The 14,661-nt window shown below is 61.4% G+C and carries 13 protein-coding genes; 6 read left to right on the top strand and 7 right to left on the bottom strand.

Features of this window, described 5'->3' with window-relative positions; genetic code table 11:
• Positions 1 to 145 precede the first annotated feature (145 nt).
• The 4 genes from moaA to B0W55_RS12675 all read left to right on the top strand — a co-directional run bounded on the left by moaA (position 146) and on the right by B0W55_RS12675 (position 5,268).
• Complete coding sequence (gene moaA / locus B0W55_RS12690; protein WP_077046339.1) at positions 146 to 1,144, top strand: GTP 3',8-cyclase MoaA; 999 nt, start codon at positions 146 to 148, stop codon at positions 1,142 to 1,144.
• Between the two features lie 5 nt (positions 1,145 to 1,149).
• Positions 1,150 to 2,049 carry a bestrophin family protein gene (locus tag B0W55_RS12685; protein WP_077046338.1) on the top strand — a complete coding sequence of 300 codons (900 nt, stop codon included), beginning with the start codon at positions 1,150 to 1,152 and terminating at the stop codon, positions 2,047 to 2,049.
• Positions 2,050 to 2,446: 397 nt separating this feature from the next.
• Positions 2,447 to 3,811 carry a glutamine synthetase family protein gene (locus B0W55_RS12680; protein ID WP_077046337.1) on the top strand — a complete coding sequence of 455 codons (1,365 nt, stop codon included), beginning with the start codon at positions 2,447 to 2,449 and terminating at the stop codon, positions 3,809 to 3,811.
• A 161-nt stretch (positions 3,812 to 3,972) separates the two neighbouring features.
• Positions 3,973 to 5,268: an FAD-binding oxidoreductase gene (locus B0W55_RS12675; protein WP_077046336.1), complete on the top strand. Its 1,296-nt coding sequence runs from the start codon at positions 3,973 to 3,975 to the stop codon at positions 5,266 to 5,268.
• A gap of 139 nt (positions 5,269 to 5,407) precedes the next feature.
• On the opposite strand, the gene B0W55_RS12670 is transcribed toward B0W55_RS12675, so the two are convergent.
• Complete coding sequence (locus tag B0W55_RS12670) at positions 5,408 to 6,196, bottom strand: DeoR/GlpR family DNA-binding transcription regulator (RefSeq protein WP_077046335.1); 789 nt, start codon at positions 6,194 to 6,196, stop codon at positions 5,408 to 5,410.
• 18 nt (positions 6,197 to 6,214) lie between these two features.
• Here B0W55_RS12670 and B0W55_RS30790 point away from each other — a divergent pair, with 18 nt between their 5' ends.
• Both B0W55_RS30790 and speF read left to right on the top strand, forming a co-directional pair.
• A complete protein-coding gene (locus tag B0W55_RS30790) occupies positions 6,215 to 6,442 on the top strand; it encodes a hypothetical protein (protein ID WP_077046334.1) in 228 nt (75 codons plus the stop codon).
• A 152-nt stretch (positions 6,443 to 6,594) separates the two neighbouring features.
• Positions 6,595 to 8,778, top strand: a complete 2,184-nt coding sequence (speF, locus tag B0W55_RS12660; RefSeq protein ID WP_077046333.1) for an ornithine decarboxylase SpeF — start codon at positions 6,595 to 6,597, stop codon at positions 8,776 to 8,778.
• 108 nt (positions 8,779 to 8,886) lie between these two features.
• Here the strand turns inward: speF and B0W55_RS12655 are convergent, their stop codons facing one another.
• From B0W55_RS12655 to tssF, 6 genes are all read right to left on the bottom strand, one after another.
• Positions 8,887 to 9,546 carry an ATPase gene (locus B0W55_RS12655; RefSeq protein ID WP_077046332.1) on the bottom strand — a complete coding sequence of 220 codons (660 nt, stop codon included), beginning with the start codon at positions 9,544 to 9,546 and terminating at the stop codon, positions 8,887 to 8,889.
• A 129-nt stretch (positions 9,547 to 9,675) separates the two neighbouring features.
• Positions 9,676 to 10,824, bottom strand: coding sequence for an OmpA family protein (locus tag B0W55_RS12650; protein ID WP_077046331.1), 1,149 nt, complete (start codon positions 10,822 to 10,824; stop codon positions 9,676 to 9,678).
• Between the two features lie 27 nt (positions 10,825 to 10,851).
• Positions 10,852 to 11,286, bottom strand: a complete 435-nt coding sequence (tssE, locus tag B0W55_RS12645) for a type VI secretion system baseplate subunit TssE (protein ID WP_077046330.1) — start codon at positions 11,284 to 11,286, stop codon at positions 10,852 to 10,854.
• A 3-nt stretch (positions 11,287 to 11,289) separates the two neighbouring features.
• Positions 11,290 to 11,826 (bottom strand): type VI secretion system lipoprotein TssJ, encoded by a 537-nt coding sequence (gene tssJ / locus B0W55_RS12640; protein ID WP_077046329.1) that lies wholly within the window; start codon positions 11,824 to 11,826, stop codon positions 11,290 to 11,292.
• A complete protein-coding gene (tssG, locus tag B0W55_RS12635; protein ID WP_077046328.1) occupies positions 11,810 to 12,904 on the bottom strand; it encodes a type VI secretion system baseplate subunit TssG in 1,095 nt (364 codons plus the stop codon). Before tssG ends, tssJ begins: the two co-directional genes overlap by 17 nt.
• Positions 12,868 to 14,637 (bottom strand): type VI secretion system baseplate subunit TssF, encoded by a 1,770-nt coding sequence (gene tssF / locus B0W55_RS12630; protein WP_077046327.1) that lies wholly within the window; start codon positions 14,635 to 14,637, stop codon positions 12,868 to 12,870. Before tssF ends, tssG begins: the two co-directional genes overlap by 37 nt.
• Between the last annotated feature and the right edge of the window lie 24 nt (positions 14,638 to 14,661).

Genomic DNA, 14,661 nt, shown 5'->3' with positions numbered 1-14,661 from the left:
ATCTGTAGTTGATTCAACTGTAGGAGCGAGCTCGCTCGCGATGGACTCATGAGCACCGCGTTCAACCAGGCTGCACGCGTTATCGTTCAGGGGCATCGCGAGCGAGCTCGCTCCTACAACTCACACGACACCGGGCGAGGAAATCATGTCGGAACGAGTCCTGACCGATGGGTTTGCCAGGCGCGTGGATTATTTGCGCATGTCGGTCACCGACCGCTGCGATTTCCGTTGCGTGTACTGCATGGCCGAAGACATGCAATTTCTGCCGCGCCAACGGGTGCTGACCCTCGAAGAGATTTACCAGGTGGCCCAAAGCTTCGTCGCCCTGGGCACCCGCAAGATCCGCCTGACCGGAGGCGAGCCGCTGATCCGTCCCGGCGTGGTGCAGTTGTGCCAGAAGATCGCCGCCCTGCCCGGCCTGCGTGAACTGTGCATGACCACCAACGGCTCGCAATTGGCCAGGCTGGCCGAGCCGTTGTTCGAGGCCGGGGTCAAGCGCCTGAACATCAGCCTCGACTGCCTGGACCCGCAACGCTTTCGCGAATTGACCCGCACCGGTGATCTGGCGCAGGTGATCAAGGGCATTGACGCCGCCAACAAGGCCGGCTTTCGCCACACCAAGCTCAACTGCGTGGTGATGAAGGGTCGCAACGATCACGAGATCAATGACCTGGTGAGTTTCGCCATCGACCGCAACCTCGACATTTCCTTCATCGAGGAGATGCCATTAGGCTCCATCAGTGAACACAGCCGCGCCGAATCGTTTTATTCCAGCGCCCAGGTCCGTGAGCGGATCGCCGAACGCTACACTCTGATGGACTCCGCCGAGTCCACCCAAGGCCCGTCGCGCTACTGGCGGCTGGCCGAAGCGCCGCAGATCCGCCTGGGGTTCATTTCGCCCCACAGCCACAACTTCTGCGGCACCTGCAATAGGGTACGGCTGACCGTGGAGGGACGACTGTTGCTGTGCCTGGGCAACGAGCATTCGGCCGATCTCAAGGCCATTGTGCGCAGCCACCCCGGTCAGCCAGAGCGCCTGGAAGCAGCCATCATCGAGGCGATGAAGCTCAAGCCTTACCAGCACAATTTCCAACTGAACGACGAGGTCCAGGTCGTTCGCTTCATGAACATGACAGGTGGCTGAACACCATGATCGTCAGACCCAAGCCCAACCTGATCGGCATCCTGACGTCGCTCAAGGGCTCGATCGCCAAACGCATCGCCTGGCGGGCGCTGATGGTGACGTTGCTGGCTTCGGTCATTGTGCTCGTGGAAACGGCGCACCCCAGCTATTTTTCCAAGGTCAGCGCCACGCCGTTCACGCTGCTGGGTCTGTCGCTGTCGATCTTCATGAGCTTTCGCAACAACGCCTGCTATGACCGCTGGTACGAGGCGCGCAAGGCCTGGGGTGACCTGCTGGTGGACATCCGCTCCATGGCCCGAGAAAGCCAGGTCATCAAGGATCAGGCCCAGCGCAATCGCCTGCTCGGCAACCTGTGCGGCTTCGCTCACGCGCTCAATGCCCGGTTGCGCAAGGAGAACGAACTGGCAGCCAGCGGGGCCTGGCTAGACCCTGTGCCGGCGCAAAACGCCGGCGACCTGTGCGGGCGGGTCCTGATGCAGGTCGGGCAACAGTGTTCGACGCTGGCCGAATCCGGCGCGATCAACGAGTGGCGCTATACGCTGATGGCCAACCATCTGACCCGCCTGAGCCAGGTCCAGGCCATTTGCGAGCGGATCAAGCACACGCCGCTGCCCTTCCCCTACACGTTGCTGCTGCACCGCACCATTTACCTGTTCTGCATCCTGCTGCCCTTTGCCATGGCCGAACCCCTGGGCTGGCTGACGCCGTTGTTCACCGCCATCGTCAGCTACACGTTTTTCGGTCTGGATGCGATCGCCGATGCCCTGGAAGACCCCTTCAGCCGAGATGAAAACGCGCTGCCGATCGACGCCCTGGTGCGCATCATCGAACGCGACGTGCTGGCCGCGCAGGGTGTGACACCGCTGCCGCCGTTGTTGGCGCCAGTGGATTTTGTATTGACCTGATTCCGTGGGAGCGGGTTTGCTCGCAAAGGCGGCATGTCCGCCAACGAATGACTGTGCGTGCGGACCCGCACGCAATACCGGCGCAGCAATAGACATTTACAGTTGTAACATTCCCACCTAGTATCCAGTCACGCCCGGATGGCTTGTCACCCAAGTCGCCGACGATTCCAATGCTGGAAACATCCGTCATGAACCGCATTGTCAACCTGCCCATGGCCTTGAGCCGCTCCAAACTTCGTCACTCCGCACGTCCGCCGGATAGCCCTCTGCTCGGCTGATTGTCTGCCCGAGCCCTCTCCCTTTCGCTATCGCTGCCACTGCACGCCGGAACTTCGTCCGTCGTCGTAACGTGGCCTGAATCCGTGCGCCTGCGTGGCGCCAACGTGAGTGACGAACCATGAAATTCGCAGCCCTTGAACACGCCCAGACTTTTCTGGCGAACAACCCCGATATCGACATGATCGAACTGTTCATCCTCGATGCCAACGGCGTACCGCGGGGCAAGCTGTTGCACCGCGAAGAACTGCTGGCGGTGTATGAAAGCGGCCGTCCGCTGCCCAGCACTATCCTCGGCCTGACCCTGCAGGGCGACGATGTCGAGAACTCCGGGCTGGTGTGGGACGTGGGCGATATCGACTGCCGCGCCTACCCCCTCGAAGGCAGCCTGGTGCGCTTGCCGTGGCGAAAAATTCCGACGGCGGCGGTGCAGGTCAGCATGCACCCGCAGGAAGGCATGCCGGCGAGCATCGCCGACCCGCGTCATCTGTTGATCAAGGTCATTGATGGATTGAAGGCCGAGGGTTATCACCCGGTGATGGCTTGCGAGCTGGAGTTCTACCTGCTTGATGCCAAGCGTGATCAGAACGGTCGGCCGCAACCGGCGCTGGATGCGGACGGTGGTCGACCGAGGCATACGCAGGTCTATGGCCTGCGTGAACTGGAGCAGATCGAACCGTTTCTGGCCGACCTGTACGCGGCGTGCAAACTCCACGGCATTCCGGCGCGCACGGCGATTTCCGAATACGCCCCAGGCCAGGTGGAAATTACCCTGGAACACGGCGATGCCTTGCTGGCGATGGATCAGGCCGTGCGCTACAAGCGCCTGGTCAAGGCCATCGCTCACCAGCACGGCATGCAGGCCACGTTCATGGCCAAACCCTTCGATCATCTGGCAGGCACCGGCATGCACATGCACGTCAGCATCGCCGATGCCGAAGGCCGTAACCTCTTCGCTTCCGAAGACCCGGCGGGCACCCCGCTGCTGCGCACGGCCATCGGCGGCATGCTCGCTTCCTTGCTCGACTCGCTGCTGCTGTTCTGCCCCAACGCCAACTCCTACCGGCGCTTCCAGGCCAACAGCTATGCACCGCTGGCCCCGACCTGGGGTGTCGACAACCGTACCGTCAGCCTGCGCGTACCGGGCGGCCCGGCCAACAGCCGGCACATCGAACACCGCATCTGCGGCGCCGATGCCAACCCGTATCTGGCGGCGGCGGCGATCCTGGCCGGTATTCATCGTGGCATTCGCGAGGACCTTGATCCTGGGGAACCGGTGCAGGGCAACGGCTATGCGCAGGCCACGCAATTGCTGCCCACCGACTGGCTGACCTCGCTGACGGCGCTGGAGCATTCGGCGTGGGCGCGGGATGCGTTGGGGCAGGATTTTCTGGGGGTATACCTGGCGGTCAAGCGGGCCGAGTATCGACAGTTCATGGCAGAGGTGGGTGAGCAGGATTGGCGGTGGTATCTGACGCAGGCGTAATCCGCCCGGCCAGCCACACGCAATCCCCTGTGGGAGCGGGCTTGCTCGCGAAAGCGGTGTGTCATTCACCCCTCATGGTGGCTGGTACGGCCCCTTCGCGAGCAAGCCCGCTCCCACAGGGTCAGTGCTCGTTTCTCTATCTCTTTCGTCTGGACATCGTCATGACTCAACGCACCCATTCCTATTACACCGCCACCCTCAACCACGAGACCGACTACCCCACCCTGCAAGGCCAGCATCGGGTTGACGTGGTGATCATCGGCGGTGGTTTCACCGGCGTCGCCACCGCGGTCGAACTGGCGGAAAAAGGCCTGAAAGTGGCCATCGTCGAAAGTCACAAGATCGGCTGGGGCGCGACCGGGCGCAACGGTGGCCAGGTCACCGGCAGCCTCTCGGGGGACGAAGCGATGCGCAAACAGATGCGTCGCACCCTCGGCGATGAGGTCGACGATTTCATCTGGAACCTGCGCTGGCGCGGGCACCAGATCATCCAGCAGCGGGTCGAGAAATACGCCATCGCCTGCGACCTCAAGCACGGCCATCTGCATGCGGCCTACAAGCCGAGCCACATGGACGGTTTGCGCAATGACTACGACGAAGCCGTGCGGCGCGGTATGGGTGACGAGGTCAGCCTGCTCGACCGCAGCCAGGTCCGCGACCTGCTGCAAAGCGACCTGTACCATGGCGCGATCAAGAACGCCCGCAACATGCACCTGCACCCGTTGAACCTGTGCATCGGCGAAGCACGGGCGGCGCAGAGTCTGGGGGCGCTGATCTTCGAGAACAGCGAAGTGCTGGAGATCATCCATGGCGACGGCGTTCACAAGAGCCCGGGCGTGCGCACCGCCCACGGCCGCATTGACGCCGATCAGGTGCTGTTGGCCGGCGACGTCTACCACAAGCTCGAACCGGGCCAGCTCAAGGGCAAGATCTTCCCGGCCATGGGCGGCATCGTCACCACTGCGCCACTGGGCGATCTGGCCAAACAGATCAACCCCGAAGACCTGGCGGTGTACGACTGCCGTTTCGTGCTCGACTACTATCGCCTGACCGCCGACGGTCGCCTGTTGTTCGGTGGCGGCGCCAACTACAGCGGCAAGGATTCCCGGGACATCGCCGCCGAACTGCGGCCGTGCATCGAGCAGACGTTCCCGGCGCTCAAAGGCGTGGCCATCGATTACCAGTGGAGCTGCGCGATGGGCATCGTCATCAACCGCATCCCGCAACTGGGCAAGCTCTCGGACAACGTCTGGTATTGCCAGGGCTACTCCGGCCACGGCATCGCCACCACCCACATCATGGGCGAAATCATGGGCCGGGCGATCACCGGGCAACTGCAACAGTTCGACACCTTCGCCGCCTGCCAACACATCCGCGTGCCCATGGGCGACCTGCTCGGCAACCCGATGCTGGCGGCGGGCATGTGGTACTACCAGATGCTCGAGCGGTTGCGCTGAGGCGTCAGTCAGTGACGGCCCCTTCGCGGGCAAGCCCGCTCCCACAGGTTCTTGGGCGAACACAGCCTGTGTGTACGACCCATATCCCTGTGGGAGCGGGCTTGCCCGCGAAGGGGCCAGACCATTCAATGCAAAACGATCAGACCTCCACCTGCACCACCTCAATGCCCAGCACCCGATAGTCCTCGATATTCCCCGAGGCCACATGCCGTTCGGTCATCAGCGTGTGCAACCGTGAACACGGCGCGACCACGAACGGCTCCACCGCCCCCAGTTTGTCCGCCGTGGTCACCGCAATCACATGGGACGCGCTGTCGAGCATCGCCTGCTTCACCGGCACCTCGTCGTAGTGCAGGGAACTGATGCCCACTTGCGGGTGAATCGCGCACACCCCGGTGAACAACAGATCAGCCTTGATCCCTTCAAGCAAACGCAAGGTCTCATGGCCGCTGGCCGACATCGTCGCCGGATTGAGTTGCCCGCCCGCCAGAATCACCTTGATGCCTTTGTACTCGGACAAAGTGATCGCGGTCATGGGCGAAGCGGTCACGGCAGTGATGCAAATGTCCGGAGGCAGCAACCGCGCGATCTGCAAGGTGGTGGTGCCGGAATCGAACATCACGATCTGCCCGTCCTCGACCCGATTGGCCGCCACTTGCGCGAGACGGGTCTTGACCTCATCGGTCTCGCTGATGCGGGTGAAGTAATCCTTGCCGGTGTCCTTGGGCCGCGGCAACGCCCCGCCGTGCACCCGCTGCACCAGGCCGGCGCTGGCCAGGTCCGACAGATCGCGGCGGATGGTGTCTTCGGAAACGGCAAAATGCTGGCTCAACTCGGAGGCCATGACCTTGCCGTCGCGTTCGAGGATCAGGAGGATTTTCTGCCGGCGCAGTTGCGGGAGTTCGGCTTGGGAATGGTCTGCGTGCATGGATGCGCCTGTTTATGCGTGAATCTGCGTGTTTTGGCGAGAGTAGCCAAACCGCAGGGCGAACACAAACCGGCAGGTATCATTTCTTTCGATCTTTCAAATCATGACGGGGAATTTTTTATTTGCACGGCGGCTGTTCAGAATGGCGCCATCAACACTGTTCCGGATGGCAACTTCATGAATCTCAATTTTGCTTTCGCCTGCATGATCGTGGTTTCGTTCACCATCGCCCTGGTGCACACCTGATCGGTCAATCGGCGAAAAGCCTGACCCCGGTCATATTTGATCTATACCCAATGCTGGCATGCTCTGGATCCGGGCGCTTGAAGGCGCTCCCCAGGCACTTGATCTCTTGAACAGTGGTGGACAAACGGATGTCCGCCTGGAGATTTACCAGCATGAAAGCATTGAAGATAGCCGCGAGCGACAGCGTACACGGCAGTTTCCTGACCGCCCGCGAAGTCATCCCGATCACCCACACCGACTACACCGACGTTGCGGTCGCGGTGTTCTCCGTCGAAGACGTGATGGCCGGTGCCCTGGAAACTCTGCAACGCACCGGCTTCGATATTCCGATTTTCCTGGTCACCGCTCCCGGTACCGGCACCCGCGCCCGCGACGTCTACAAGCATCTGGAAGACGTGCTGCTGCAGGTCAACGGGATTTTCGACCCCTCCAGCAACAACGCCCAGTACCACGGCCATCAGCTGGAAACAGCGGCCAAGGCCTATGAAGACAGCCTGCTGCCACCCTTTTTCGACACGCTCAAGCGCTACACCGAATCGGCCAACGCCACGTTCGCCTGCCCCGGCCATCAGGGCGGGCAGTTTTTCCGCAAGCATCCGGCGGGCAGGCAGTTTTTCGATTTCCTGGGCGAAACGGTGTTTCGCGCCGACATGTGCAACGCCGACGTCAAGCTCGGCGACCTGCTGATCCACGAAGGCCCGGCGCTCACGGCGCAAAAGCACGCGGCCAAGGTGTTCAACGCCGACAAGACTTACTTCGTGCTCAACGGCACCTCCGCCTCGAACAAGGTGGTCACCAACGCCCTGCTCACACCCGGCGACCTGGTGCTGTTCGACCGTAACAACCACAAATCCAACCACCAGGGAGCGCTGATCCAGGCCGGTGCCACGCCGGTGTATCTCGAAACTGCGCGCAACCCGTATGGCTTCATCGGTGGCATTGACGCCCATTGTTTCGAAGAAGCGTATCTGCGCGAACTGGTGAGCGAAGTCGCGCCGGAAAAAGCCGACCTGCCACGGCCATTTCGCCTGGCGATCATTCAGTTGGGCACCTACGACGGCACCGTTTACAACGCCCGGCAGGTGGTCGATCGCATCGGCAAACTGTGTGACTACATCCTGTTCGATTCGGCGTGGGTCGGTTACGAACAGTTCATTCCAATGATGAAGGACTGCTCGCCGCTGTTGCTGGACCTGAATGAAAACGACCCGGGCATATTTGTCACTCAGTCAGTGCACAAACAGCAGGCCGGGTTCTCCCAGGCCTCGCAGATCCACAAGAAGGATCGCCACATCAAGGGCCAGGCACGCTACTGCAACCATCATCGGTTGAACAACGCGTTCATGGCCCAGGCGTCGACCAGCCCGTTCTACGCGATTTTCGCCTCGCTGGACGTCAACGCGCGCATCCATTCCGGCCGCAGCGGCCTGCGTTTGTGGGAAGACTGCGTCAGGTTCGGCATCGATGCGCGCAAGTTGATCCTCGAAGCCTGCACCATGGTCAAGCCGTTCGTGCCTGATACCATCGACGGCCGTGCCTGGGAGGATTACCCCACCGAAGAGATTGCCGCAGATCTTCGGTTCTTTGAGTTTCATCCGAAAGATCGCTGGCACGCCTTCGCTGGCTACGCGGAAAAACAATATTTCATCGACCCCTGCAAGTTGCTCTTCACCACGCCGGGGATTGATCCGGTGGACGGCAGCTATACGGACTTCGGCATTCATGCCGGCATCCTCGCCAACTTCCTGCGAGAGAACGGTATCGTTCCGGAAAAATGCGACCTGAACTCGATCCTGTTCCTGCTGACCCCGGCCGAGGACTGGGCGAAGATGACCCACCTCGCCTCGCAGATTGCCCGTTTCGAGCGATTCGTCAGCGACGACGCGCCGATGAGTCGGGTGCTGCCGGGCATCTATGCGCAGCATCAGGAACGTTATCGCAACTACACCATTCGCCAACTCTGCCAGGAAATGCACGACCTCTACCGCAACCACAACGTGCAGCAATTGCAGAAGGCGATGTTCCGCAAGGAACACTTCCCGAAAAAGGCCATGGACCCACAGGCCGCGCAGATCGAGTACATCCGCGGCAATGTCGAACTGGTGGCCTTGGCCGATGCGGATGGGCGTATCGCGGCAGAAGGTGCGCTGCCCTACCCGCCAGGCGTGCTGTGCGTGGTGCCGGGGGAAATCTGGGGTGGCGCGGTGTTGAAATACTTTTTGGCGCTGGAGGAAGGGATCAATGCCCTGCCCGGTTTCACGCCGGAGCTGCAGGGTGTGTATTTGAAGGAGGATGGGGGGCGGATTCGTGCTTATGGGTATGTGATCAAAACCTGAAGCCGATGTGTTTCTGTTGTGGGAGCTCGCTCGTGAAGGGTTCAGGGGCAACGCGTTCAGCCATCAGGCCCGCGTTATCGTTGACGTCCATCGCGAGTGAACTCGCTCCTACAAGTGGGCCACCTGGCCGGCGGTTACCAGTGCTTTCAAGGATGCATCGAACTGTTTGAGGGCATCCACCTGCAATTGGGTTTGCTGATCGATCTGCGCGGCGATCTGCGGTGCGGCTTTGCCGTGTACCCACACCGACGGCATCTGCTGGGTCCGTGAGCCTTCGGCCTGGCCGATGTACTGCAGGTTGGCATCGTAGAACTTGGCCATGAAACGCGCTTCGACCTGATTGTTGCGCTTGGACACAAGGCGGCTGAAGGTGTCGAGCATCACCACCACATCCGGGTGCGCTTGCACCGCCGCGTCGAGGTTGTCGTAGACCGTCACCGATGTGAATTGCTTCTGCAACGACCCCATCAACCAATTGATCGCCCGCTGCGGGTCGGAACTGTCGACGAAGGCCTTGGCGATTCGCGCATCCATCTGCGGGTTCTTTGCACCGTTCACCGCCACAGAGTGGTAGCTCTCCAGGTACTGCTGGGTGTTGAGGGTGTTTTCGCTGTAGAGCACCGCTACCGTTCTGGCCTGCTGCAAACTGACGGCGCTGTCGGTAATCGGCAGCAAACGGCAGGACGGATCGGCCGCATTGGCCGGTGCGGTAACGGCAAGGCTGGCGCTGAACACGGCGACAAACGCCAACAGGGTCGAAATTCTCATCGCGCTGATTCCTTCAAAGGCGAGCTCGGTATAACGCTATCCTCCTCCTATGACAGAAAAACAGAACTTGCATTCTTTAATGATAGATATCGAGCAAATGAATGGTTGCTATCGGCGCCGGCCTCGCCCTCAGACAGGCTGTACGCACGCTCCCGCTTGCGGCATCAGGTGGATGTCGACTCGACGGTTCGCTGCGCGTCCGAGTGGCGAGTCATTGCTGGCGATGGGTTGACTGTCGGCCAGGCCCTGGACGGCAAAACAACTGTCGGGGATGTCACCCATGCGCTGCATCCAGCCGCGTACCGCCAGGGCTCGAGCCTGGGACAGCTCAAGGTTTTGCCCAGGGCTGCCTCGATCATCCGAATGCCCGCTGATGACGATCAACCAGCCGGGCTGAGCCTTGATGTCGACCAGCGCATTGATCAGGACCTTGGTCGAACCGGGCTTGAGTTCGGCGCTGCCGGCGTCGAACAGGGCCAGGCTGTCCAGGCGCACGGGTGCGGGGAGCGTCTTGTCCTGCGGGAAAAGCCCCACCAATTGCTGTACATCCTGACTGTTCGCAGCAATGCCCCACCACACCCCTCCTGCCAGCAGGAACAGGGCTGGCGCGGTGAATGCCCATAGAGCGCCACGTCGTCTCTTCGGCTGGATGACCGGCATCGGGCGACTCGGCCAGATGATTACGGGCGTCACAGGGTACGGCATGGGGGACGGCATCGGGCTGCTCATCGACAGTTGCACCGCGCCGTTCGATGCAGTGTTGCGTTGCAAACGCTGGATCAGGCCTTCGACCTGGTGACGCAGGGCCTGCAATGTCACCAGAGGAGCCGGCAACTGGTGATCCAAACGTAGCTGCACACGCAGTAACTCGTCGTCCAGATCGACCAAGGCAGGCACACTCTGAGCATTGAGCGGCAGGCTGCGCAGCAACGATTGCAACTGTGCGAAGAGCCAGGCCAGGATGTCCATTCGCGCCGATGGCATGGGTGGCCACAGGCTCGACCATTCAACGCCCAGAGCATCCAGCAGTGCCATGCCCTGGGCCATTGCTTGCGGTCCCTGGCATTGGCTGCGCGCCAGGACGAAGGCCGCCACCGAATGCAAATCCGCCCCGTTGCGCTGGAACAGCGTCAGGCACAACTGCTCGACCCTGTACCAGTCCACGTCCGGGCACGCCGGGTGGCTGAGCTTGGTCAGTTCCGCCTGCAGCGCCGCGTACTCGGCGAATTCCCGGGGATCGCCGCCCACTTCAATCCGCATTTCAAATAACCCTGTCATCCTGCCTCCCTTGCTTCACTCATTCGATCAAGACAGCCATTGCTGGCGTTTCAGATGACGCACCAGCACCTTGCCTTCGGCCGCTACGGTGGTGCCGAAACTCACCCGCTGGCCGCTTTTGAGCTGCGCTTGAAGCCCGAACTCCAGATGCCCCGGCTGCACCTGCTCCAGCAGCTCGATGCTGATGCTTGCCAACCGGGGTTCGTACTTGAGCAGGGTTTTTTCCATGGTCGCCATCATTCCGTGGGCCGTGCCAGGCAGGCCTTGCAGGATCACGCCCATGTCAGGAAGTCCGTAATCGGGCAGATGGGACAGTGCGCCGGCACGGCTATTGAGGATGCGTTGCACGTTGTCCAGTACTGACAAGGTGTGCTGGTCCTCTTCGTTGACTTGATGCAGGTCCAGGCCGCCATCGAAGGTCTGCAACAGGGTTTCGTAGAGTGACGGGCTCAAATCGGGCATGGGTTACTCCTTGGCCAATGCACGCAAGGTCAGACGGTTATCGCCCAACTCGACGACCCGCGCCCGGTCCGGGTTGAGGTCATCGCGGGTCAGGGTCAGCCGCCAGTTGTTGAGGTGGGTATCCGGTTGGCGAAACAGCGCGACCACCGAAACGACCTTGGCCTCCTTGTCCATCGGCACACTCAGTTGCGCGCCTTCACCGGGCTTGACCACCAGGGTGCGCGTGTCCAGCAGGTCGCTGCGCAGCACGCTGTCGTCATCGCCGAGCAGGCTGTCGTAGCTAGCCCTCTCCAGCGCTTTGCCGTCACGCAGTTGATACACCCGCACCAGCGTCGGCACCGACAGGGCGTTCATGTCCTGCAAATGGGTGTTCATCCCTGCCCGTGCACTGAAGTCCAGGTGCAGGGTTTTCACCTGTTTGTAGAAAATCGCCTGGGTGGTCGAGGCGGTGGAGTCGCTTATGGATTGGGTCAGTCCGCAGCCGGTGAGCAGTGCGCCGAGGGCTGCGACCGTCACGCAATGTTTAACTGAACGAGACATGGTGAATGTCCTTGTCGATGGGAGTGGTTTCAAGGCCTTGGTAGCGGCCCAGGTTGAGGGTGACAGTGTCGCCTTGCGTGTCCTGCCAGGCGTCACCTCCGAGCCCCAACAGGCCGGTCATGCCAAGCAATACCGGCGTAGTGCCCAGCACCGGTGGCGGCAAGCTGCGTACCGGCAGGGACAATTGCAGCCTGGCGGTGCAACGCCAGCCCAGGTACACCCGCAGCAATACCAGCAGGTCCTTGTGAATCTGGCCGCCCGGCAACCAGCCCCGTGCTTCGTCGAGATCATGGGTGTACAGCGCCAACTGCAACTGACTGTTGACGTCGTAGCCGACCGGCCCCAATGGTGTGCCCTGGGACAAACCCACCGGATGTTGCGTGGACAGGCTGGCCGGCTGCGTGAGGACAACTGTCTGCGGCCAGTGCGCCCTCACCTTCGCTTGGGTATTGGGAGCGAGCAGTGTCACCAGCGAGGTGATGCCCTCGGCATTGCGGGTCGGCAGGCGCATCACGCTGAGCAGCGCCAGGAACCGCGAAATCGGCGTGGCGATGCGCTCGGCCGTGCCCGGAATCCCCAAACCGATCAGGCCTAGCAAGCATTGCGAGGTCGCATCGATGGCGCCCGCTTCGAAGGTGGCCGGGTACGAGTACTTGCGCCAGATCCGATAGAACTGGGTGAAGATCCGGTGATTGAACATATCGAGGAAGGCTTCCAGCGCTTCATGGCCTTCCCGGCGCTGGGCGATATCGTCGAGAAAAGTCGTCGGCAACGGCGAATCCACGCCATACAAACCCAGCAGACGCGTGCGTACCGTGGCCGGTCGCTGCGGCTGACGTTCGTCAAATTCGATGGCCTTGAGTTCGCTCACGGGAAAGCCCATCCCCGGGTCGGGCCGAAAACGTACCGGGTCGTCCGCCGGGTGCGTAGTGCTGCCCAGTGGCGGGTGATCCGGCGTTGCCTGCTCCAGCAATTGGCAGAAGCGGTACAGATTGGCCTCGGCCACTCGCCCTTCCAGCGCCTGGAGCACTCCGCTGGCGGTCAGCCGGGAATACGCTGACTGTGGTTCTCGTTCCATCGCAGGCACTTTCCAGTAGGTTGAAGGACCAGCGTGAGCTGGTTGAACAGATGAATGTCGGCGTACAACTCGAAAAAGCGATTGAGCATTTCGCCGAACAGGCTGATATCGCCCTCGCCGCAAAAGCCGTTGCTGTCCAGGGTGACTTCGATGTCCACGCCGCGTAGCAGAAAACCCTTTTCAAAGCGCTGAATAAGGTGGTGCTTGACCTCGATGATTGCCGCCAGTCGACGCCGGTTGAGTTCGCTGCCGGTCCAGTCGTAGAGCGCCAGGGTGCCGCGCAGGACCTCGGCGTTGTCGAGCATGGGCAGAAAGTTGGAGCCCAGGTGGCTGAGGACGCGCCAGTGGAAGCGGTCGCGGTTGGGGGGGTAGCAAGGCAAGGTGGGGGCGCAGAGATTGCGTACGCGCACGCTGGTATCGGACGCATTCACCTGCGCGTCGAGCAAAGTGCTTTGCAATGCTTTACGCGGCAGCTGGCCGTTGGTGCCGGTCAAGCGCAGGGACAGGTTTTGACTGTGCTCCAGCAGGTCCTTGTCGAAGCCTTCGCCGCCGAGGATCAGCCAGGTGTCATGCAGGCCATTGGCACCTTGCTTCAACCGCGTATGGAAGTAACGTTCCGGCGCCTCGTCGCGCAACATGCCACCCTTGTGGCGGAAACTGCTGAAGGGCACATAGTCGTGGCGCTCTGCGTTTTTCGATGCGGTGACACGGTCCACCGAGTAGATCTCGGTGTGCCCGTCCTGCAAGCGCATGGGTCGTAGCAGGTAATCGGTCTGCAAAGGTGTCAGGAGCAGCGGGTCGGAATCGAGCGTAAACAGATTGATCACCGGTACCGAATGCAGGCGGATGTGCTCGGCACTCAGGTTGAACGCTTGGGGCCACGGCTCGCGCAGCACCACTTCCAGTTCGAACCAGTCTGTGCCCGGCGCCAGGTTCAGATGTTCCAGCCCACACAGGGTCACGAACATGAACTTCTCGCGGAAGGTGAAATACTCCAGCAGCAGCTGGTAGCCACTGAAGGCGCTGTCACCCTTGGGCCACAAGCGGTCCTCATCGGCGAAGCCCTTGGCTTTGAAACGTCCATCTAACGGATACCGATCCAACTGGCCGGGCACTCGCACATACATGGCTTGCGCATTGAGGGTCAGTGCCTGATGCAGTGCACTGGCCAGCGGCGCGTCGGCACTCAGGTACAGCGGCAAACGGCTGAGGTCGATCTCGCTCCAGGTGGCCATGGCCCCACGGGCGAAGCGCAGTCGCAGCAATGAACGCCCGTCCGGCTCGTGATCCAGGCGCACAGTTTCCAGGGCCAATGGCCGCAGTGTCAGGTCTTGGGTCGTGGTGTATTGGCAACGAGTCTGCTGCGGGCCGATGGGCTGCGACAGCACTTCGAAGCCGGTCGGGATTGTTTCGCTCTGTTTCATCTCATCGATCGCCGGCGCCAGCTCGACAATGGAGAGTGACGGGATGGTACGCAGATAATGCGGCCACAACAGACTGACCAACCCCTCGGTCAACTCCGGCAGGTCATCGTCGAGCTTTTCGCGCAAGCGTCCCATCAGGAAGGCAAAGCCCTCGAAAAGACGTTCCACATAGGGATCGGTCGCACCCGGCTTGTCCAGGTTCAGGTACGCCGCACGATCGGGAAAGGCCTCGGCGAACTCCCGGCCGGCCTCACGCAGGTAGCGCATCTCGGCGTCGAAGTAATGCAGCGTCGGATTGTCCTTGCTCATGGTTGAAATCCTTTTGAAATGATG

The sequence above is a fragment of the Pseudomonas sp. KK4 genome, assembly GCF_001984065.1.
Classification (GTDB): Bacteria; Pseudomonadota; Gammaproteobacteria; order Pseudomonadales; family Pseudomonadaceae; genus Aquipseudomonas.
Note: the sequence above shows the minus strand (reverse complement) of the source record. Positions and strands in the feature narration are given on the sequence as shown.

What these genes read in the sequence shown, in the direction of transcription:
- moaA (WP_077046339.1), top strand. Translation starts at nt 146, where the DNA reads ATGTCGGAACGAGTCCTGACCGATGGGTTTGCCAGGCGCGTGGATTAT.
- B0W55_RS12685 (WP_077046338.1), top strand. Translation starts at nt 1,150, where the DNA reads ATGATCGTCAGACCCAAGCCCAACCTGATCGGCATCCTGACGTCGCTC.
- B0W55_RS12680 (WP_077046337.1), top strand. Translation starts at nt 2,447, where the DNA reads ATGAAATTCGCAGCCCTTGAACACGCCCAGACTTTTCTGGCGAACAAC.
- B0W55_RS12675 (WP_077046336.1), top strand. Translation starts at nt 3,973, where the DNA reads ATGACTCAACGCACCCATTCCTATTACACCGCCACCCTCAACCACGAG.
- B0W55_RS12670 (WP_077046335.1), bottom strand. Translation starts at nt 6,196, where the DNA reads ATGCACGCAGACCATTCCCAAGCCGAACTCCCGCAACTGCGCCGGCAG.
- speF (WP_077046333.1), top strand. Translation starts at nt 6,595, where the DNA reads ATGAAAGCATTGAAGATAGCCGCGAGCGACAGCGTACACGGCAGTTTC.
- B0W55_RS12655 (WP_077046332.1), bottom strand. Translation starts at nt 9,546, where the DNA reads ATGAGAATTTCGACCCTGTTGGCGTTTGTCGCCGTGTTCAGCGCCAGC.
- B0W55_RS12650 (WP_077046331.1), bottom strand. Translation starts at nt 10,824, where the DNA reads ATGACAGGGTTATTTGAAATGCGGATTGAAGTGGGCGGCGATCCCCGG.
- tssE (WP_077046330.1), bottom strand. Translation starts at nt 11,286, where the DNA reads ATGCCCGATTTGAGCCCGTCACTCTACGAAACCCTGTTGCAGACCTTC.
- tssJ (WP_077046329.1), bottom strand. Translation starts at nt 11,826, where the DNA reads ATGTCTCGTTCAGTTAAACATTGCGTGACGGTCGCAGCCCTCGGCGCA.
- tssG (WP_077046328.1), bottom strand. Translation starts at nt 12,904, where the DNA reads ATGGAACGAGAACCACAGTCAGCGTATTCCCGGCTGACCGCCAGCGGA.
- tssF (WP_077046327.1), bottom strand. Translation starts at nt 14,637, where the DNA reads ATGAGCAAGGACAATCCGACGCTGCATTACTTCGACGCCGAGATGCGC.